The sequence below is a fragment of the Stenotrophomonas sp. YJH_SMC_14-1 genome (genome assembly GCF_059372275.1).
On the sequence record NZ_JCAFVK010000011.1, the window covers coordinates 42,589 to 61,081 of the forward strand.

Annotated in this window: 22 protein-coding genes; 12 read left to right on the forward strand and 10 right to left on the reverse strand. The window is 67.6% G+C overall.

Annotation, left to right across the window (positions count from 1 at the left end):
* Window position 1 precedes the first annotated feature (1 nt).
* Both AC5P9P_RS18555 and AC5P9P_RS18560 read left to right on the forward strand, forming a co-directional pair.
* Window positions 2-1,525 (forward strand): carotenoid oxygenase family protein, encoded by a 1,524-nt coding sequence (locus AC5P9P_RS18555; protein WP_495233016.1) that lies wholly within the window; start codon window positions 2-4, stop codon window positions 1,523-1,525.
* A gap of 62 nt (window positions 1,526-1,587) precedes the next feature.
* Window positions 1,588-2,304, forward strand: coding sequence for an ABC transporter substrate-binding protein (locus AC5P9P_RS18560; RefSeq protein ID WP_049433113.1), 717 nt, complete (start codon window positions 1,588-1,590; stop codon window positions 2,302-2,304).
* A gap of 31 nt (window positions 2,305-2,335) precedes the next feature.
* Here the strand turns inward: AC5P9P_RS18560 and AC5P9P_RS18565 are convergent, their stop codons facing one another.
* On the reverse strand, window positions 2,336-3,235 hold the full coding sequence (locus tag AC5P9P_RS18565; RefSeq protein WP_005411241.1) for a LysR substrate-binding domain-containing protein: 900 nt from the start codon (window positions 3,233-3,235) through the stop codon (window positions 2,336-2,338).
* A gap of 98 nt (window positions 3,236-3,333) precedes the next feature.
* Here AC5P9P_RS18565 and AC5P9P_RS18570 point away from each other — a divergent pair, with 98 nt between their 5' ends.
* The gene (locus AC5P9P_RS18570) at window positions 3,334-3,477 is read left to right on the forward strand and encodes a hypothetical protein (RefSeq protein WP_174842251.1); all 144 of its coding nucleotides are present in this window, start codon (window positions 3,334-3,336) and stop codon (window positions 3,475-3,477) included.
* A 7-nt stretch (window positions 3,478-3,484) separates the two neighbouring features.
* Here the strand turns inward: AC5P9P_RS18570 and AC5P9P_RS18575 are convergent, their stop codons facing one another.
* Both AC5P9P_RS18575 and AC5P9P_RS18580 read right to left on the reverse strand, forming a co-directional pair.
* On the reverse strand, window positions 3,485-4,051 hold the full coding sequence (locus AC5P9P_RS18575; protein ID WP_495233017.1) for a GIY-YIG nuclease family protein: 567 nt from the start codon (window positions 4,049-4,051) through the stop codon (window positions 3,485-3,487).
* 42 nt (window positions 4,052-4,093) lie between these two features.
* Window positions 4,094-5,647, reverse strand: a complete 1,554-nt coding sequence (locus tag AC5P9P_RS18580) for an alkaline phosphatase (protein WP_495233018.1) — start codon at window positions 5,645-5,647, stop codon at window positions 4,094-4,096.
* Window positions 5,648-5,768: 121 nt separating this feature from the next.
* On the opposite strand from AC5P9P_RS18580, the gene AC5P9P_RS18585 reads away from it, so the two are divergent.
* Window positions 5,769-6,563, forward strand: coding sequence for a D-alanyl-D-alanine carboxypeptidase family protein (locus tag AC5P9P_RS18585; protein ID WP_495233019.1), 795 nt, complete (start codon window positions 5,769-5,771; stop codon window positions 6,561-6,563).
* Between the two features lie 13 nt (window positions 6,564-6,576).
* On the opposite strand, the gene AC5P9P_RS18590 is transcribed toward AC5P9P_RS18585, so the two are convergent.
* Complete coding sequence (locus AC5P9P_RS18590) at window positions 6,577-7,170, reverse strand: TetR/AcrR family transcriptional regulator (protein ID WP_005414647.1); 594 nt, start codon at window positions 7,168-7,170, stop codon at window positions 6,577-6,579.
* A gap of 16 nt (window positions 7,171-7,186) precedes the next feature.
* Window positions 7,187-7,783 (reverse strand): NAD(P)H-dependent oxidoreductase, encoded by a 597-nt coding sequence (locus AC5P9P_RS18595; protein WP_049403528.1) that lies wholly within the window; start codon window positions 7,781-7,783, stop codon window positions 7,187-7,189.
* 126 nt (window positions 7,784-7,909) lie between these two features.
* On the opposite strand from AC5P9P_RS18595, the gene AC5P9P_RS18600 reads away from it, so the two are divergent.
* Window positions 7,910-8,443: a hypothetical protein gene (locus AC5P9P_RS18600; RefSeq protein WP_033834054.1), complete on the forward strand. Its 534-nt coding sequence runs from the start codon at window positions 7,910-7,912 to the stop codon at window positions 8,441-8,443.
* 74 nt (window positions 8,444-8,517) lie between these two features.
* Here AC5P9P_RS18600 and AC5P9P_RS18605 read toward each other — a convergent pair whose 3' ends face one another.
* Complete coding sequence (locus tag AC5P9P_RS18605; protein WP_049403527.1) at window positions 8,518-9,345, reverse strand: isocitrate lyase/PEP mutase family protein; 828 nt, start codon at window positions 9,343-9,345, stop codon at window positions 8,518-8,520.
* A gap of 165 nt (window positions 9,346-9,510) precedes the next feature.
* Here AC5P9P_RS18605 and AC5P9P_RS18610 point away from each other — a divergent pair, with 165 nt between their 5' ends.
* From AC5P9P_RS18610 to accC, 4 genes are all read left to right on the forward strand, one after another.
* A complete protein-coding gene (locus AC5P9P_RS18610; RefSeq protein WP_033834056.1) occupies window positions 9,511-10,239 on the forward strand; it encodes a DOPA 4,5-dioxygenase family protein in 729 nt (242 codons plus the stop codon).
* Between the two features lie 423 nt (window positions 10,240-10,662).
* Window positions 10,663-11,106, forward strand: a complete 444-nt coding sequence (gene aroQ / locus AC5P9P_RS18615; RefSeq protein ID WP_005411251.1) for a type II 3-dehydroquinate dehydratase — start codon at window positions 10,663-10,665, stop codon at window positions 11,104-11,106.
* Between the two features lie 59 nt (window positions 11,107-11,165).
* Window positions 11,166-11,645: an acetyl-CoA carboxylase biotin carboxyl carrier protein gene (gene accB / locus AC5P9P_RS18620; RefSeq protein WP_005411252.1), complete on the forward strand. Its 480-nt coding sequence runs from the start codon at window positions 11,166-11,168 to the stop codon at window positions 11,643-11,645.
* A gap of 10 nt (window positions 11,646-11,655) precedes the next feature.
* Complete coding sequence (gene accC, locus AC5P9P_RS18625; RefSeq protein ID WP_005411253.1) at window positions 11,656-13,023, forward strand: acetyl-CoA carboxylase biotin carboxylase subunit; 1,368 nt, start codon at window positions 11,656-11,658, stop codon at window positions 13,021-13,023.
* Window positions 13,024-13,114: 91 nt separating this feature from the next.
* Here accC and AC5P9P_RS18630 read toward each other — a convergent pair whose 3' ends face one another.
* On the reverse strand, window positions 13,115-13,489 hold the full coding sequence (locus AC5P9P_RS18630; RefSeq protein ID WP_005411254.1) for a hypothetical protein: 375 nt from the start codon (window positions 13,487-13,489) through the stop codon (window positions 13,115-13,117).
* Window positions 13,486-14,451 carry a hypothetical protein gene (locus AC5P9P_RS18635; RefSeq protein WP_049403524.1) on the reverse strand — a complete coding sequence of 322 codons (966 nt, stop codon included), beginning with the start codon at window positions 14,449-14,451 and terminating at the stop codon, window positions 13,486-13,488. Before AC5P9P_RS18635 ends, AC5P9P_RS18630 begins: the two co-directional genes overlap by 4 nt.
* Window positions 14,452-14,615: 164 nt before the next feature.
* Between AC5P9P_RS18635 and prmA the strand changes: the two genes are divergently transcribed.
* The 3 genes from prmA (at window position 14,616) to fis (ending at window position 16,736) form a co-directional block, all read left to right on the forward strand.
* Window positions 14,616-15,536 (forward strand): 50S ribosomal protein L11 methyltransferase, encoded by a 921-nt coding sequence (gene prmA / locus AC5P9P_RS18640; protein WP_012481409.1) that lies wholly within the window; start codon window positions 14,616-14,618, stop codon window positions 15,534-15,536.
* A gap of 42 nt (window positions 15,537-15,578) precedes the next feature.
* Complete coding sequence (locus AC5P9P_RS18645; protein WP_032967027.1) at window positions 15,579-16,346, forward strand: DUF3426 domain-containing protein; 768 nt, start codon at window positions 15,579-15,581, stop codon at window positions 16,344-16,346.
* A gap of 114 nt (window positions 16,347-16,460) precedes the next feature.
* Window positions 16,461-16,736 (forward strand): DNA-binding transcriptional regulator Fis, encoded by a 276-nt coding sequence (gene fis / locus AC5P9P_RS18650; protein ID WP_005419706.1) that lies wholly within the window; start codon window positions 16,461-16,463, stop codon window positions 16,734-16,736.
* 125 nt (window positions 16,737-16,861) lie between these two features.
* On the opposite strand, the gene AC5P9P_RS18655 is transcribed toward fis, so the two are convergent.
* Both AC5P9P_RS18655 and AC5P9P_RS18660 read right to left on the reverse strand, forming a co-directional pair.
* On the reverse strand, window positions 16,862-17,857 hold the full coding sequence (locus AC5P9P_RS18655) for a phosphatidate cytidylyltransferase (protein ID WP_005414654.1): 996 nt from the start codon (window positions 17,855-17,857) through the stop codon (window positions 16,862-16,864).
* On the reverse strand, window positions 17,854-18,483 hold the full coding sequence (locus AC5P9P_RS18660; protein WP_495233020.1) for a lysophospholipid acyltransferase family protein: 630 nt from the start codon (window positions 18,481-18,483) through the stop codon (window positions 17,854-17,856). Before AC5P9P_RS18660 ends, AC5P9P_RS18655 begins: the two co-directional genes overlap by 4 nt.
* Window positions 18,484-18,493 lie beyond the last annotated feature (10 nt).

Below are 18,493 nucleotides of genomic sequence, written 5' to 3' on the forward strand. Positions count from 1 at the left end.
CATGGACCGTCGCCGCTTCCTTCGTACCCTGCTCAGCAGCAGTGCCTGTCTGGCCCTGGGCACCACCGCGCTGCGCAGCGCTCCCGCCTTCGCCGGCGACCCGGCGCGGTTCGCGCAGGGCATGCAGGAACACCCGTGGCTGCTCGGCTGGCGCAGCGTCGGCAGCGAAAGCCTCGGCCCGGCCACCGTGCAGTTGCAGGGAAAGCTGCCGTCAGGCCTGGCTGGCACGCTGTACCGCAACGGTCCGGCGTGGACCGAGCGCGATGGCTTCCGCTACGACCACTGGTTCGACGGCGACGGCATGGTGCATGGCTGGCGCTTCAATGGTGATGGCAGCCTGACCCATCACGGGCGCATGGTCGCCACGCCGAAATTCACCCGTGAACAGAAGGCCGGCCGCTTCCAATATCCGGCCGCCGGCACCAGCGTTCCCGGTGCGCTGGCGGTACGCAACAACGATGGTGCCAACGTGGCCAACACCTCGGTGACGATGATCAATGGCCGCCTGTTCGCCCTGTGCGAATCCGGTTCGGCGTTCGAAGTGGACCAGGATTCGCTGCAGACGCTTGGCCCTGTCACCTGGCGTCCGGACCTGGCGGCGCTGCCGTTCTCGGCGCACCCGCTGACCGACCACGACGGCAGCCTCTGGAACTTCGGCTCGATCAGCCTGATGGGGGGCCATGGCCTCCTGGTCTGGCACATCGGTGCGGACGGCCAGCTGCGCAGCGCCAATGTGATCGAAACACCCGAGCATGGCTACCTGCATGCCTTCGCGATGACCGACCAGCACCTGGTGTTCGTGATGATGCCGTTCGATTTCACCGGCGCAGGTGGCAGCTTCTTCGAGCGCATGCAGTTCGCACCGCAGCGTCCGGTGCGCATCGCGGTGGTCGCCAAGTATGCCCCGGACAAGGCGCAATGGTTCGAGGCCCCGTTCGCGGCGATCTACCACTTCGGCGACGCGTTCACCCGCGATGGCGGCATCGTGCTGCGCGCAGTGCGCCACGACGACATCAATGAGGCGCGCTCGCCGATGAAGGAAGCGATGGCCGGTGATGGCGCACACGCGGCCAACAGTGGCGCCAGCCTGGTCGAGCTGCATCTGGACCTGCGTCGTGGACAGGCCCGCTGGCAGACGTTGGGCATCAGCGCCGTGGAGTTCCCGTTGTTCGACCCGCGCTCGGCGAACACACGTGGCGCACGGCTGTATGCGCCGACCATCGACGGCACGGCCACTGCGCCGTACTTCAACGCGGTGGCCGCGTTCGAGATCGAGCACGGACGCCGCCAGCTCTGGAACTACGGGGCGGACATCATGGCCGAAGAGCATGTGTTCGTACCGCGCCCGCGCAGCCGCAACGCCGATGACGGCTGGCTGATCGGCACCCTGCTCGATCCGGTGAACCAGCGCAGCGGTCTGGCCGTGCTGGATGCGCGCCATGTGGATGACGGTCCGCTGGCCCAGGCGTGGCTGCCGTATGCGGTGCCACTGGGCTTCCACGGCACCTTCGCCGCGCGCGGCTGAGTCCACGCCACGCGGACAGCGTTGTTGGCATGCTGGGTCTCCCCTGCCCCGTGGAGTCCTGCATGTCCCTGGCCGACCACCGACGTACGCTGGCACCGCACGGTTTCCTGCGCGTGGCGATCAACCTGGGCAACCCGGTGCTGGCACAGGGCGACGCGCGCTCACCGCGCGGCCCCTCGCTGGAACTGGCTACCGCGTTGGCGCAACGGATGGGGGTGCAGGCACGCTTCACCTGCCACGGTGCCGCAGCCTCGGTGGTCGCCGCAGCGGGCGAAGACGGCTGGGATCTGGCCTTCCTGGCGATCGATCCGGCGCGTGCCGACCGCATCGCCTTCAGCGCTCCGTATGTGGAGATCGAAGGCACTTACCTGGTGCGCGAAGACAGCCCGGCGCAGCAAGTGGCCGACCTCGACCGCGACGGACTGCGCATCGCGGTGGGGCGTGGCGCGGCCTATGACCTGTTCCTGAGCCGGGAACTGCGCCATGCCACGATCGAGCGGGCGGACACCTCGGCAGCGGCCATCGCCCTGTTCGACCAGCACGGCCTGGATGCCGCCGCCGGTGTACGCCAGCCGCTGGCGGCCTGGGCGAAGGCACATCCCGGCCATCGGGTGCTGGCCGATCGCTTCACCGCGATCCAGCAGGCAGTGGCGGCACCGGCCTCACGCCCCGCCGATGCGCTGCGGGCGCTGTTTGAGGAAGTGGAAGCGATCAAGGCGGGCCCGTTGCTGGAGGAAGCGTTCGCGCGTGCCGGGCAGGCGGTCACCCTGGTGCAGTGACTGTAGAGTCGAGATCGAGCACCGCGCGGCGTTACAGATGCGCGTCCGCCATGTGCTGCACATGCTCGGCGGCCTGCGCATGCAGCCAGTCGCGGAACGCGAGGAAGCCGCGATGGCTGGCCGAGCGCTGCGGGTACACCAGCCAATGCGGCCACGCCGTCTTCAGGCGCTGGCTGGACAGCGCGACCAGCTGGCCGGATTCCAGCAGCAGGCGTGCCCGGGTCACCCGGCCAAGGGCCACGCCTACGCCATCCAGTGCGGCGCGATGGTGCGCCTCCGAATCATCCAGCACCGCCACGAAGCGCGATGGCGGGCTCTGCCCGCTCAACGCGAACCAGGCGCCCCACGCGCCGTCGGGATCACCGAGCAGCGGCCACTGGGTCAGCGGTACACGGTCGATGCCCCCCATGCGCTCGATCAGCGCGGGGCTCGCCATCGGCACCAGCCACTCGTCGAACAGCGGTTCCACCACCAGGCCCGGCCATTGCCCGCTGCCCAGCCGCAGCGCGGCGTCGAACTGGCGCTGCCGCTCGAAATCAATCAGGCGCTCACTCGACTGCAGGTTGATCTCGATCTGCGGGTGCTCAGCCACGAAGTGACCCAGGCGCGGCACCAGCCAGGCCGATGCCATCGATGGCACCGCACTGATCGTCAGCACGTGCTCGGCACGCGCGGCATAGGGCTGGAAGGCTTCGTTTATCGCATCCAGATGCGGCCCCACCTGCTCGAGCAGGCGCTGCCCCTCAAGGGTAAGGGTGATACCACGCGGCTGGCGGATCAGCAGCGGCTGCCCGAGCCGTTCTTCCAGCTGCCTCATCTGGTGGCTGAGCGCGCTGACGGTCAGGTTCATCGACGCCGCCGCGCGCGACAGGTTGCCAAGCCGAGCGGCAGCCACGAAGCCTTGGAGGGCATGGAGCGGAGGGCGGGACATAAGGCTTGAAATTCTCTCAAGTCATGCTTGCGGAAATGTCGCTTTTTGCCCGTCCATGCTGCTCGTATCGTGCAATCCACTCAAGTGGAGGCACGCTCATGAACATCTTCGGCGGCTTGTTGTTCCTGCAGGGCCACGTGGCCAGCGCCGAGCTGGCACGCCAGCTGGCCAGCCCGTCCACACCTGCCCCGCAGTGCGCGCGGCAACCGGCCGTGCCGGTTCAGCCGCCGCGAACCCGTTGAACGCTCCTCAACCTGCATACCAGCGTTGGACGTGCTCAGGCAGCCATGGGATCGGATCGATGTCCAATGCCCGACAACCGTCGAGAGTGTCACGCAGCGCGCCCTCGCCGGGGCCACCGGGAATCCGCAGGCCTTCCTCTTCGGGAAGCTGCACCGCAGCCCAGTCGTGCAGCCGGTCCATGCGCAGGCGAAGGGCGGCTCGCAGCCACCCCTTCAGTGGATAGCAGCGATAGCCCTGTTCGCCCAGGCCGGCAACCGCAAGCGACAAAGCGTGGTTGGCACCACGTACCCATTCGGTGCGGCCTCCAGCCTTGTCCTGGACCGTCATCGGCGCCGGCGCGCGGTTCGCCTTGAACGGCGAACGCAGCTGCAGCTCCAGATCCCGCGCATCGCGCTCGCTTTCCGCTTCCACCAGCGCACCGGCGTCGAGATCGAAGAACTCGAACCAACGCCGGTGCAATGCGCTGATGCGCCCAAGCGGATCACGTGAGAAACCAATCTTCGCGTAGTCTTCCCACGCACAGGGGAAGACGTAGGCGAAGACACGACCGTCGATGCGGATATCCGACTGCATGTGCGCAGGCTGCCTCGACAACAGTCCGCGTGCAACCGGGCGTTACCGTGGACGCTGCAGCGCTTCCTGCACTGCGGCAGCCACGTCGGTATTGTCGATGTAGCTGCCGTCGTTCCAGCGCACGTGCTGACGGTAGCCGGCATCGACGCCCCGCACGCGCTTGCCCAGCAGCTCCGCGCCGGCGCCCCTGGCCCACAGCGGCACCAGCGCGTTGGAGTGGTTGCCGGTGGGGCGGAAGCTGATTCCGGGCATGCGGCCGCGACCGTTGTTGCGTACCGGCGCGAAAGCCACGTTCTGTGCATCCGGGCCCATCGGCATGCTGTTGTCGTGGTCGGTGGTGACGATCAACAGGTTGCGCTCCCAGCCACCGTTGCGCTCGATCCAGTCGACCACCGCCGCCACCGCGTCATTGAACTCCACGGTCTCTTCGATCAGCCGGCCATACTGCGGCTGATCGCTGCACTGGCCGTAATGCCATTCGGTGCCGCACGCACTGGTATGTGCGGCCCAGTCGGTGGCGCCGCCTTCCACCATCAGGTACAGCCCCTTGGACGAGCGCTGCTGCAGGAACTGCAGTGCGCCACGCGTCATGGTCGCCAGATCGGGCACGCTGTCGATCTTCCTCACTCCCGAGGGCGTGCCTGCATCCTTGCCCAGCACCTGCAGCTGGCGCGCCTGCTGCAGTGTGTTGGCCACGCGCGGTACACCGATCAGCGGCCGGTCGGCCGGCAACCGTCCCTGCGCCAGTGCGGCGAACGCTTCCTTGCTGCGGATCAGGCGCCACGGTCCCGCCGGATTGCCGCCGATGGTGCTGCCCGCTTCCAGCTGCTGCCAATCCTGCTGCGACACCCACTCCCATGGATTCGCACAGCCCTCCGCCTTCGCGGCGTCCGCACCTTCATGGCAGGCGCGGCCGTCGACGCTGTAGCCCGGGCCACCCGTGCCCATCACCAGGTCCATGTGGCCCTGCGCCAGCATCTGGTGTGCGATGGCGTGATAGTTGCTGCGCGATTCGTTCTGCGCCGCGAACGCGGCCGGCGTGGCATGCGCGAACGGCACCGAGGTGACCACGCCGGTGGCCATGCCCAGGCGCTTGGCGCGCAGCGTATTGAACTCGACCGGCTGGCCATCGTTGTTGAAGTTGATGGCGTTGTTGTAGGTCTTGATCCCCGAGGACAGCGCAGTGCCCGCCGCCGCACTGTCGGTAGCCACCGCGGCCAGGTACTGGTAGCCCGCAAAGGGCAGGTCCTGCGCAGGAACCGGCGCGTCATCCCAGGCCTTGCCCGGGTCGTAGCCAAGCGTCTGCGCGTTGTCACCGGTCGGCTGGCTGCTCGCGTTCAACGGAAAGGTGGTCACCGCCAGGCGCAGTGGGAAATCCGCATAGGGTGCGCCTTCACGGCTGCCGTACTGCCAGTAGGCGGCGGCGTCCCAGGTACCCCAGCCGGCACCGTCGTTGATCATCACGATCACATTGAGCGGACCGGCTTCGGCGGTGGAAACAGCCTCGGCGCGCAGGTTGGGCTGGCAGCCGCCAAGTGCGGCCAGCGCGAGCAGCAACGAAAAATGAAGCCAGCGGCGTGGAATGCGTGCAGTCATCGGATGTCCCGTCGGGCCATCGGCGGCCCACAATGGCGATACGTTATATCGTTTCAATATTTCAGCTTCGTGCAGCCGCCGCACACTATCCTCCTGGGTTCCCACTGCCATCGTCGCTTCCATGCCGTCTCCTGCTCCTGCGCGTGCACCGCTGTCGTCCATCACCCTCGATGCGGCAACTTTCGCGGTGATTCACCAGCACAACGCGGATATCGCCAGGCAGCCGGCCTCGCTGACCAAGCTGATGACCGCCTACGCGGCTTACGAATGTGTCGAGGAGCGCGGGCGCTCGTGGCGCGACGAAGTCACCATCGCCGCCGACGACGTGCATGCGGTCGCCGACGATGAAACGCGCATGGGCCTGGTGCCCGGCGAAACGGTCACGCTCGCGCGCCTGCTGGAAGGGTTGATGATCGTCTCCGGCAATGACGCGGCGCTGGCCATCGCGCGCCACCTGGACGGATCGCAGCCTGCGTTCCTGGAGCGCATGAACCGGCACGCACGCCAGCTCGGCCTGCGCAGCAGCTGGTTCGCCAGCGTCTCCGGCATCACCACGCCGCGCCATGCATCCAGCGCGCGCGACATGGCAGTGCTGGCCGCCTGCCTGCTGAATGACCATCCGCAGATACGGGCAATCACCGCGCAGCGCGCGTTCGTGCATGGCAGCTTCAGCCGCAACAACCAGAACGCGTTGCTTGGCGATGACGGCGTGGATGGCTTGAAGACCGGCTACACCCAGGCAGCAGGCTTCTGCCTGGCCGCCACCGCATGCCGGGCAGTGCCCGGGCGGGATCAGCCGGTACGCCTGATCACCGTGGTATTGGGTTCTGAAAGCCGTGACGCGCGCGACGCACTGGTGCGCGATCAGCTGGCGGCAGGATTCGCCAAGATGGCCAGCACCACCGCCGGGGCCTGACGCCCGAAGCCGCTCAACGCCGCTTGACCGTCGCCACGATCAGCCGCTGCAGCTCGGCCTCGGCGTTGGTCTTGTCCAGCGCGCCTGCCGCCACGGCTTCGGACAGGGCTTCAGCCGCACCGAGAATCGCCCAGCGCCCAGCAAGGGGCACCGTGCCATCGGCGGCAAACGGACCCAGCCATACGTCGCAGTTGTCGATGAAGTCCTGCTGGTAACGCCGCCGCACCTCGTGCAGTTCCGGCGCTCCTACCAGCGCGGCGAGGATGCCCTGCACTTCACTGCCCTGGCTGAGGATGCAGTCGATGTAGCCGGAGGCGATGGCCGCCGCACGGTCGGCCAGCTGCGCGCGGGCGCGGCCGATGCGCTCGTGGAATACCACCGTCTGGCGCCCGTCATAGTCATCGTAGAGCGCGGCCAGCAGGCCGTTGCGGGTCACGAAGTGATCGTAGGCCACCGGCTTGGTCACGCCCGCCGCCTCGGCCAGCCGACCCAGCGTCAACGCGTCGGTGCCTTCTTCGCCAACCAGCGCCCAGGCCACGTCCAGCAACTGGCGGGCGCGTTGCTCGCGGGTCAATCGGCGGCGCGTGGGAGCGGCGTTGGCAGGCATCGGCGGAACACGGCGATCAGCGCATCGGGGTGCCTATTTTACGGCCGATCGCCAGCGCGGTCTGCAGATGCGTTCCGGCCGCACCGGTATCGGCATCCAGCAGCAGGTCGGACGTCAGCACGCGCGCGCCGCAGTAGTCGAAGATGCCCATGTCGATCTGCGTCTTCATCGCCGCATCGTAGCCACGACGTTCAACCATCGCTGCATCGGCGCCGCCCAGCCCCACCAGATGCACGTTCAGGCGCTGCAGCTTCTTCACCAGCTTGCCCTGCGCATCCTGTGCGTAGGCCCATTCGTTGGTGAAGACCCGGTCGATCCAGCCCTTCAGCAGTGCCGGGAACGACCACCAGTACAACGGGAACACCAGCACCAGTGCATCGGTCGCCTCCAGCCGTGCGTGCTCGGCGGCGATGTCGGCCGGTACCGCGCCAGTGCTGCGGAACAAAGCCTGGTCCTGGGCGTTGAAGCGTGGATCGAAGCCTTCGGCCATCAGATCGGCGTAGGCCACGGTGTTGCCGGCGTCGGCAGCAGTGATGGCGTCGCCGATGCGATGCGCCATCGCATGGGTCAGCGAACCGGGTTCAGGGTGGGCGATGACAATGAGGCTGTGCATGGGGGGTCTCCAGAAATCACTCCCTACCGATAGTAAGTAGTGATTTTCGGGATACCAGCGCCATCGATGGGACGCTGTTTTCGCATCCACCGTATAGTGCGGCGGTGCCCTGTGAGACACCCGCCGATGCGCCGATACCTGCTTGTTCCCCTGTTGCTCCTGCTGCTGGCCGCGATGGCCCCGGCGGCGCGGGCCGGCGTACTCAGCGCCGACGAGTCGGCGGCCCTGCGCCAGGACGTGCAGGCGATGATGGGCGCATTCGCCCGCGGCGATGCCGAGCTGATCATCGCCCGCACCCATCCCAGCCTGAAGCGCCTGGCCGGGGGCGATGAGGCCTATGCGCGGATGACCCGCGACACCCTGAAAGAGCTGCGCAAGGCCGGGGTCACCATCATCAGCGACGAGGCCGGTGTGCCGGGCCGCACCTATGCAGCCGGTGATGAAGAAGTCTGCTTCGTGCCACGCCAATCGCTGCTGCGCGTGCGCGAGGCGCCGATGCGCAGCACCTCGTTCATGCTCGCCGTGCGCCGCGTCGGCACAACCCGATGGAGTTTCATTGACGGCGCTGCACTGCTGGACAACCCCGCGCTGCTGCGGCAACTGCTGCCGGCGCTGGAGCCTGGCGTGACGCTGCCCAAGGGCGGGATGCAGGCGCTGTAATCGCAGGCGCATCCATCCACGCATGGCGTGGATCTACTGCCGTCTGCTGGCCTGGGCCAGTGCCGGGGTTTCCGTCAGCGGAACAGGGCGTTCAAGGCCGTGCCCGACGCCGCCTGCTGCAGCCCATCGAAGCGTCCGTCCTGCACGATCGGCTGGGTCGCCTGCATCAGCCCGCCCCACGCGGCACGGGCGAGTGCGCCGCCCAGGCTCACCCGGCGAATGCCGAGCGCGGCAATGTCCTGCAGGCGCAGCGGTGTCGGTCCACCGACCAGCAGGTTCACCGGCTTCGACCCGGCAGCGGCGACCACCGCGCTGATCTGCTCGCGCGTGCTGATGCCAGGTGCATACAGCACGTCGGCACCGGCCTCTGCGTAGGCACGCAGGCGCTGCAGGGTGTCCTGCAGATCCGGCACGCCAACGAAGAAGTTCTCGGCGCGGCCGACCAGCAGCACGTCGCCACCCGCGCGGTCGATGGCTGCACGGGCAGCGCGCAGGCGCTCGACCGCCTGGTCGATCGGACGCAGCGGTGCATCGGCCACGCCGCTGGCATCCTCGATCGACAATGCCGCAATGCCGGTGTCGATCGCCGCGGCCACCGCCTCCTGCACCGCCTGCGGCGTGGCGCCGAAGCCATCACCGAAGTCGGCATTCAACGGCAATGGGGTCGCTGCCGCCATCACGCGCAGATGCGCCAGCGTGGCCTGCAGCGAAACCGCTCCGTCCGGACGTCCTTCGCTCCAAGCGCAGCCGGCACTGGTGGTGGCCAGTGCCTGGAAGCCCTGCCGCTGCAGGTAGCGGGCACTGCCCACATCCCACGGGTTGGGCAGCACGAAGCAACCCTGCGCGTGCAGCTGGCGGAAGAACGCGCGCTTTTGCTGTGTGTCGGCATCGGGCGAGATCATGGAAGGGCTCCGGGCGGCAGACCTGCACCCTAGCCCGCCCAGCGGCCACGCTCAACGACAACGGGGCGCACCTGCATGAGGTGATGCCCCCTGCTTATTGGACGCTGTGGATGCGGGTGCCCGAGCGTGCTTGCCTGCCCACACGATGCCGCCACGGAGCCCTTCATGCACCCGGACCCGCAGACCCTCACCGACGCCGGCGATGATGACGCCCACTGGGCCGACCTGCTGTCGCCGGCGCGGCGCCGCCTGATCGCTTCGGCGGGTCTGGCCGCTGGCGGCCTGGCCAGTGCATCGACGGCCGCCGCAGCACCGCGCGGCAACGACGCGGTGAACACCACCGAGCCTGGCCGCCCCGGCTTCCGTGCCATCGTGCCGCCAGCACCAGAAGGGCGCAGCCCCTGGGGCCAGGCCACGGCCAGCGAACCGACCCCGCGCCCGGCCAGCGTGCGTCCCGGCGAGGCCACCCTGCCCGTGACCCCACGCGCCTACACCGACATCAAGAGCTATCACGCGCACATCTACTTCGACGAGGACAGCTTCGAGAAGGCTGCGCTGCTGCGGCGCTGGGCGGCCGAGCGCTTCCCGGTGGAGCTGGGCAACTGGAACCTGGAACCACGCGGGCCGCACGTCACCCCGTCGTTCTACTTCGGCTTCACCAACGACCTGCTGCCGGTGCTGGTGCCCTGGCTGCAGCTCAACAGCCTGGGCCTGACCATCCTGATCCACCCCAATACCGGTGATGGCCGCGCCGACCACCTGTATTACGCGTTGTGGGTAAACCGCGCGCAGCCGGTGAATGCCTACAACTGGCCGGCACCGAAGCCTGGAGAACGGGAACCGCTGGAAGAGGTGTTTCCGAATGTGGTGCCGACGGTGCCGCTGGAGACGTGAGCGGGGGCGTGGCGGGGGGCAGTAGGTGTGCGGCGCACCTTGGGCTGCCCCTCGGTGGGTGCGTAGCGTGCTACGTACCGAACGTCCTTCATCCACCCATGGCGTGGATCTACCGACCGGAGGCCCATCATCCACCCGTGGCGTGGATCTACTGACCGGTAGCCTCATCCGCGCGTGGCGTGGATCTACCGCAGCACCGCCCATGGCAGCATCAGCCTGCCCATGCCTGCCGCCATCGTCGGCCTACGTGCAAGCATCCCCGCCCTGCGAGCCATTCAGCGCGCCTTGATCCAGGGCCCGCCATACGGCCACAAGCGCTCCGGCAGATTTCAAACGTTCGATTGAAACGCTGCAAACTTCGCCGAACTGGACAGCATCCGCCGGTTCCGCCAGACTGCCGCCCTTTCCCGTCTTCCGGATCCCATGGCGAAGCTGCTGGTCCTGCACGGCCCCAACCTCAACCTGCTCGGCACACGCGAGCCGGAGGTCTACGGCCACACCACGCTGGCCGACATCGACCAGGCCCTGGCCAGCCAGGCATCGGCCGCCGGACATGCGGTGGAGAGCCTGCAGTCCAATGCCGAGCACGTGCTGGTGGACCGCGTGCAGGCCGCACGCGACGACGGAACCGCTTTCATCCTGATCAACCCCGCCGCCTTCACCCACACCTCGGTTGCCCTGCGCGATGCGCTGGCCGCGGTGGCGGTGCCGTTCATCGAGATCCACCTGTCCAACCCGCATACCCGCGAACCGTTCCGCCAGCACAGCTACTTCAGTGACAAGGCGGTGGGCGTGGTGTGCGGCTTCGGTGCCGACAGCTACCGCTACGCGATGGACGCGGCGCTGCTGCGGGTATCCGCCACCTGATTGTCGACCCGGGCGCCCACGGCGCTCTCCTCACCTAGATAGAAACCAAAGAGGCCCTCATGGATCTGCGCAAAATCAAGAAGCTGATCGACCTGCTGGAAGAGTCGAACCTGGCTGAAATCGAAATCAAGGAAGGCGAAGAGTCGGTGCGCCTGTCGCGTGCCCCGGTGGCCGGCTATGCCGCCCCGGTCGCCGCCCCGGTGTACGCCGCTCCGGCCGCCCCGGCACCGCAGGCGATGCCGATGCAGTCGCCGACCGAAGCCTCCACCGGCGGCACCGCCAAGCCGGGCCCGGCACTGCCGGAAGGCCACGTGCTGCGCTCGCCGATGGTCGGCACCTTCTACGCGTCGTCCGCACCGGACAAGCCGGCCTTCGTCACCGTTGGGCAGCAGGTCAAGGAAGGCGAGACCCTGGCCATCATCGAAGCAATGAAGATGTTCAACCCGATCGAAGCCGACACGTCCGGCACCATCGTCGCCATCCTCGGCGAGAACGGCCAGCCGGTGGAATTCGACCAGCCGCTGTTCGTGATCGGCTGAGGGGCACGCCATGCTCGACAAAGTCGTCATCGCCAACCGAGGGGAGATCGCGCTGCGCATCCTGCGCGCGTGCCACACCCTTGGCATCCGCACGGTGGCCGTGCATTCCACGGTCGACCGCAACCTCAAGCATGTGGCCATGGCCGACGAGTCGGTCTGCATCGGCCCGGCGCCGTCGCCGCAGAGCTACCTCAACATTCCGGCGCTGATTGCCGCCGCTGAAGTCACCGACGCGCAGGCGATCCATCCCGGTTACGGCTTCCTGTCGGAGAACGCCGACTTCGCCGAGCGCGTGGAAGAATCCGGCTTCATCTTCATCGGCCCCAAGGCTGACACCATCCGCATGATGGGCGACAAGGTCGAAGCCATCCGCGCGATGAAGTCGGCCGGCGTGCCGTGTGTGCCCGGTTCGGGCGGCCCGCTGGGCGATGACATCGTCGCCAACACCAAGATCGCCCGTGAGATCGGCTACCCGGTCATCATCAAGGCGGCCGGTGGCGGTGGCGGTCGCGGCATGCGCGTGGTGCATGCCGAGGCCTCGTTGAAGACCTCGATCGAAACCACCAAGAGCGAGGCCAAGGCCGCGTTCGGCAATGGCGAGGTCTACATGGAGAAGTTCCTGGAGAACCCGCGCCACGTGGAAATCCAGGTGCTGGCCGACGGCCAGGGCAACGCCATCCACCTGGGTGAGCGCGACTGCTCGATGCAGCGCCGCCACCAGAAGGTGGTGGAAGAAGCGCCGGCACCGGGCATCACCGCCGAACAGCGCGAGCAGATCGGCAAGGTCTGCACCGAAGCCTGCGTGCGCATCGGCTACCGCGGCGCCGGCACCTTCGAGTTCCTGTACGAAGACGGCCGCTTCTACTTCATCGAGATGAACACCCGCATCCAGGTGGAACATCCGGTCACCGAAATGGTCACCGGCATCGACCTGGTGGCCGAGCAGCTGAAGATCGCCGCCGGCCAGAAGCTGTCGATCAAGCAGAGCGACGTGGTGCTGACCGGCCACGCGATCGAGTGCCGCATCAACGCCGAAGACGCCGAGACCTTCGTGCCGAGCCCGGGCACCATCACCGGCTTCCATCCGCCGGGTGGCCCCGGCGTGCGCGTGGATACCCACATCTACAGTGGCTACCGCGTGCCGTCGAATTACGACTCGATGATCGGCAAGCTGATCGTGCACGGCCCGGACCGCGAAACTGCCATCGCCCGCATGCGGGTGGCGCTGAGCGAGATGGTGGTCGACGGCATCAAGACCAACATCGCCCTGCAGCAGCGGATCATGCGCGACAAGGGCTTCCAGGCCGGTGGCCAGAACATTCACTACCTGGAAAAGCGTCTTGCCGAGCGCAAGAACAAGCCGATCGCACTGACCTGATCGGCAGCAGGTACTGGACATGAAAAGGGCGGGGATATCCCCGCCCTTTTTCCATTGCCGCGGAGCCGGGCTCGGCTCTACGGCAGGTGCATCAGCGCTTGTCGGCAGCTTCGGCCGGGATCTGCGAATTCGCCAGCGGGCGAACACCATTGGGCGAGCTCGGGTCGACGATCACCATCGTCTCAGTGGACCCATCGGGCCACACCACCTGGAAGGTACTGCCTGCCGGCAACGAAGCAAACGGCATGCCGCTCTGCGCGCGATAGACCGCAGCGACCTGGCTGGCACCCACGCGGCGCACATCTTCCTGCGCCTTCACCGTGGTCAGTTCCACTTTCGACAGATGCCGGTAACGATCTTCATAGGTGTCGATCATCAACAGCCCGACCGCGCCGGCCGAATAGGCCACGAACAGTGCCACCCAGAACCAGAACTTGGCCCCATGCAGGAATCGACGGTAGTTCATTGCCCGCCCCTCTTTCCAACCAATCGCTTGATCCACTGCTTCATTTTCCCCGCACCTTGCCGCGAAACCGCAGCGTCATACACGAAATCCCGGAAATCCTGCGTCCCATCCTGCGAACAGATCCCTCCATTCGCGCAAAAACTGTTGACCAGCACGCTGTCGGCACCACACGGTAGACCGAGCTCGCAGGCCGCAACCCGCCACGCCAGTTCACTGAGCTGTTCACCCGCCACCAGGCCAGTGAGCGCCTGGTCGCCCGCCGCGCGCACGCCCATGCCCGGTGCAATGGCCATGAAGGCCTCCGGATCGCGCGATGTGCGCACCCGCTCGACCAGGTTACGGCGGTACTCGGGGCTGTCATTCAGCGGCTCGCCTTCGGCAAACAGCGATGCTTCCGCTGCGAGGTTGCCCTGCGTGGCCGCCTTGCGGCGCTCGGCCAGCACCAGCGCGGACCCCAGCTTGTCGCCCGGCACGAAGCCGCCACAGCGCTGCGCCACGCGCTCGCGTGCCTGCACCATCGCCGGTGCAGCGGTCAGGCCCAGCCCGGCCAGCACATTGTTGTCCAACCGATAACCGCCCGGATCGATGGCGTACTGCGCGCAGTAGTCGTAGACCCGGCTGAGCATCCAGCGCGCCTCGTGATTGCCGTCGTCGGCCTGCACGCGCAGGCGCTGCGCGTAGGCGTACAGATCGGTGGCATCCTCGATGTCCGCGCGCAGGTCCAGCGGCAGGCCCGAAGGCAGCGCGTTGCCGCGCTCGAACGCCGCCAGGCGACGCGCCAACGCTTCCGGCACGACCGGCAGGGGCGCCGCATCGTCCGCCGCAACCTGCGCCGTCGGCAGTTCGCCTGCGGTCACCGGTACCGACCCGGCATGGCCGCTGGCCCGATACCCGGCCACGCCCAGCACGGCCACCGCCGGCAGCACGAGCAACCAGGTTTTCAGGGTCGGAGCAAAGGCCATTGGCGGCAGTGAGCGTTCATGGCGCACAGGAAAGCACCAAGTTTAGCAAGGCCCGCCAGGCCTGTCTGAATCGGTTCCGTTCATCTCCGAGCGGCATCTCAGGCAATACGGAGACGCTCCGATGGTCTAGCATGGCCCCCTTTCCCGCGATTGCCCCCACCGCCATGCCGTTCCTGGAACTGACCCTGCGTTGCACCGAAGCTACCCAGCCCCGCTATGAGAATGCGCTGGAGGATGTCGGCGCACTGGCCGTCACGCTGCTTGATGCCGAGGCCGATACCAGCAACGAACAGGCCATTCTCGAGCCGGGCGTGGGCGAGACCCCGCTATGGGACACCCTGGTGCTGAGCGCGCTGTTTCCCGCCGACAGCAACGCATTGCTGCTGCTGGCCGCGCTGGAGGCGTTCGACCCGGAACTTGACTGGAGCAGCGGCAGTTTCCGCGCGGTCGAGGACGAGGACTGGGAACGCGCCTGGCTGGACCAGTTCCAGCCGATGGCTTTCGGCAGCCGCACCTGGATCGTGCCGTGGAACCATGAACTGCCGGAGGCCGCACAGGCGGCCGACGCCGCCGTGGTGCGGCTGGACCCGGGCCTGGCGTTCGGCTCGGGCACCCATCCGACCACCGCGCTCTGCCTGCGCTGGCTGGACCAGCTGGCCGTGGATGGCCTGCTGCAGGGCCAGCGCGTGCTCGACTTCGGTTGCGGCTCCGGCATCCTTGCGCTTGCCGCGTTGAAGCTGGGCGCCGCTGAGGCCATCGGCGTGGACAACGATCCGCAGGCCCTGGTCGCCACCGCCGACAATGCCGAGCGCAACGGCGAACAGGCGCGCATGCATGTGTACCTGCCGCCGGACGAACCGGTCGCCACCTACCCGATCGTGGTCGCCAACATCCTCGCCTCGGCACTGGACGCGTTGGCCGAGCTGCTGGCCGCGCGCGTGGCTGCCGGCGGCCGTATTGCCCTGTCCGGCATCCTGCACGGCCAGGAAGGTGAACTGCTGCAGCGCTATGCCGAATGGTTCGACGACCTGCAGGCGACCCAGGATGGCGACTGGATGCGCATCACCGGCGTGCGCCGCGCCTGATCGTGGTTGAATGACTGCTGGATCCGAGCCCGCACCCTGAGCATGTCCGAGCCGAACCCACCGCGACGCCCTCTGGCAACCTTCCTGCGCACCGCCCCGGAAGGTTCGCCCGTGCCTGCGACCGATGCGCGCACGCAGGAACCGGAAGAACACGCGTCGCCTGCCATGCAGGTGCCAGCCGGGCCCGCCGAAGCGACGCATGTGGCGGCAGAGATGCAGCACGACGATGCGCCTGTCATCGTTGATGACATTGCGGCCATCGCGTCGGCACCGGTTGCAGTGCCGGCGACGACGGCCGCCGTTGACGCGCCGAGTTTCCTTGGCAGTGCGCGCCCCCGCAGCCTGCCGGCACCGCGCTGGCACTGGCTGCTGGTTGCAGGGCTGGCGCTGCTGCTGGTGCTGCAGAGCGTGCTGGCCGACCGTGCGCGGCTGGCCGCCGACGCCGGCAACCGTGCTTGGCTGGGCACGCTCTGCGGCCTCCTGCGCTGCAGCCTGCCGGCCTGGCATGAACCGACCGCCTTCACCATGACCAGCCGCGAGATCCGGCCGCTGCCCGGGCAGGCCGGCGTGCTGCAGGTGCAGGCCAGCATCCGCAACGACGCACGCTGGGCACAGGCCTGGCCGGACCTGCGTCTGTCACTGTCCGACGCTGATGGCCGGGTGATCGGCAGCGGCGTGTTCACGCCTGCGCAGTACCTGGGCGAGAACCCCGGCGCCGCCCTGCTGGAACCGGGCCAGAGCGCGCGCGTCGCCTTCCGTGTGCAGGAGCCCGCCGCATCCACCGTCGCATTCACCTTCGACTTCCTCTGAACGTGAAAAGGCGACCGGCCGTGGCAGGCCGGGCACGCTCGCGCTAGACTGGCCGCCACCACCTCGTCCGGCCGCGCGCACCGCGCGCACGGGCCCACCGAATCGGGAACCCCCTTGAACGCTGTCCTCTCTCGTCCTGACAACAGTCGTGGCGCTCCCCGGCCACCGCTGCGTGAACATGTCGCCCAATCCGTGCGCCGTTACCTGCGTGACCTCGATGGCTGCGACGCGGACGATGTCTACGAGATCGTGCTGCGCGAGATGGAGATCCCGCTGTTCGTGGAAGTGCTCAACCACTGCGAAGGCAACCAGAGCCGCGCCGCCGCGATGCTGGGCATCCACCGTGCCACCCTGCGCAAGAAGCTGAAGGAATACGGCATCAGCGCGTAAGCGCGCGCGGGTAGTGCCGGCCGCTGGCCGGCAACCCCATGAACGATGGCAGGATGTTGCAGTTGCCGGCCAGCGGCCGCCACTACCAGTAGAACCGCGCCATGCGTGGATGGAAGCCGGCAGAATCAACCGCCGCCGCCCGCCTTCCAGTAATACCGCACCACGTGGAAGAACACCGGCGCGGCGAAGCACACCGAATCCAGCCGGTCGAGCATGCCGCCATGGCCCTCGATCATGTGGCCCCAGTCCTTGATGCCCCGGTCACGCTTGATCGCCGACATCACCAGGCCGCCCCAGAACCCCATCAGGTTGATCAGCAGCGACAGGCCGAACGCCTGCAGCGGCGTGAACGGGGTGATCCACCACAGCGCCGCGCCCAGTGCGCTGGCACTCAGCACGCCGCCGACGAAGCCCTCCACCGTCTTCGACGGCGACAGCTTCGGCGCGATCAGGTGCTTGCCCAACAACTTGCCCCAGATGTACTGCAGCACGTCCGAGGACTGCACCACGATCACCAGGAAAGCAAACAGCAGCACGTTGCGCGAGGGGTCATGGCCCGGCACGTGCAGGTTCAGCAGCAGCGGCACGTGCGAGATGCAGAACACGCAGATCATCAGCCCCCACTGCACCTTCGCCGTGCGCTCCAGGTAGTGCGTGGTATCGCCGCCGATGGTCGACAGGATCGGCAGGAACAGGAACGCGTAGACCGGAATCAGCAGCGTGTACATGCCGTACCAGTCGATCCACACCAGGTAGTACTGCCACGGCAGCACGATGTAGAACGCGGCCAGCAGCGCGTAGTAATCGCCTGAGCGGGTCGGCGCCAGGGTGATGAACTCGCGCAGTGCGAACAGCGAGATGATCGCGAACAGCACGATCACCCCGGCGCGGCCGAAGAACAGCGCCAGCCCGACCACGATCGCCATTACCCACCACGCGCGGATGCGCGACACCAGGTTGGCGATGACCGCGCTGGGCCGGCCGCGCTGGCGCCATCGCAGCGTTTCGGCCACCAGCGTGGCCAGTACCAGCACCGCACCGACGCCAGCGAACAGCAGGCCGGTCTGCTGGCCCACGCTCTGCGCTGCCAGGTCGCCGGACACATCGATCAGGAAACTCATGCGCGCCCCCCGTTCGGCGCCAGGTCCAGCAGCGCCTGCCGGCTGCGGGCCAGGAAGGCCGCCTTGTCCTCGTCGGCCTGCAGCCGCAGCGGCGTACCGAAGGTGGCCGTGCACAGCAGCGGCAGCGGCAGGAACCGGCCCTTGGGCATCACCCGCTTCAGGTTGTCGATCCACACCGGCACGAATTCCAGCTCCGGCCGTTGCCGTGCCAGGTGATAGATGCCGCTCTTGAACGGCAGCAGCGGCTCATCGCCCACGTTGCGGGTACCTTCCGGAAACAGGATCAGCGAGCAGTCTTCGTCCACCGCGTCACGCAGGGCCTGCAGCGGATCCTGCTGGCGATGGCCGGCCTCGCGCTCGACCAGCACGCCGTTGAACACCGCATCGATCAGGTAGCGACGCAGGCCGTCGCGCTGCCAGTATTCGGCCGCGGCAACTGGCCGCACCTGGCGCCGCAACGCAGGCGGCATCGACGACCAGATCAGCACGAAGTCGCCATGGCTGGCGTGGTTGCCGTAGTACACACGGCGCTCGCTGGACGGCGCGCAACCGATCCACAGCGCGCGGGCACCGGTCACTACATGGATCGAACCACTGCAGGCGCGGGCAATCAGTTCGGCGAACATTGGTCCCTCC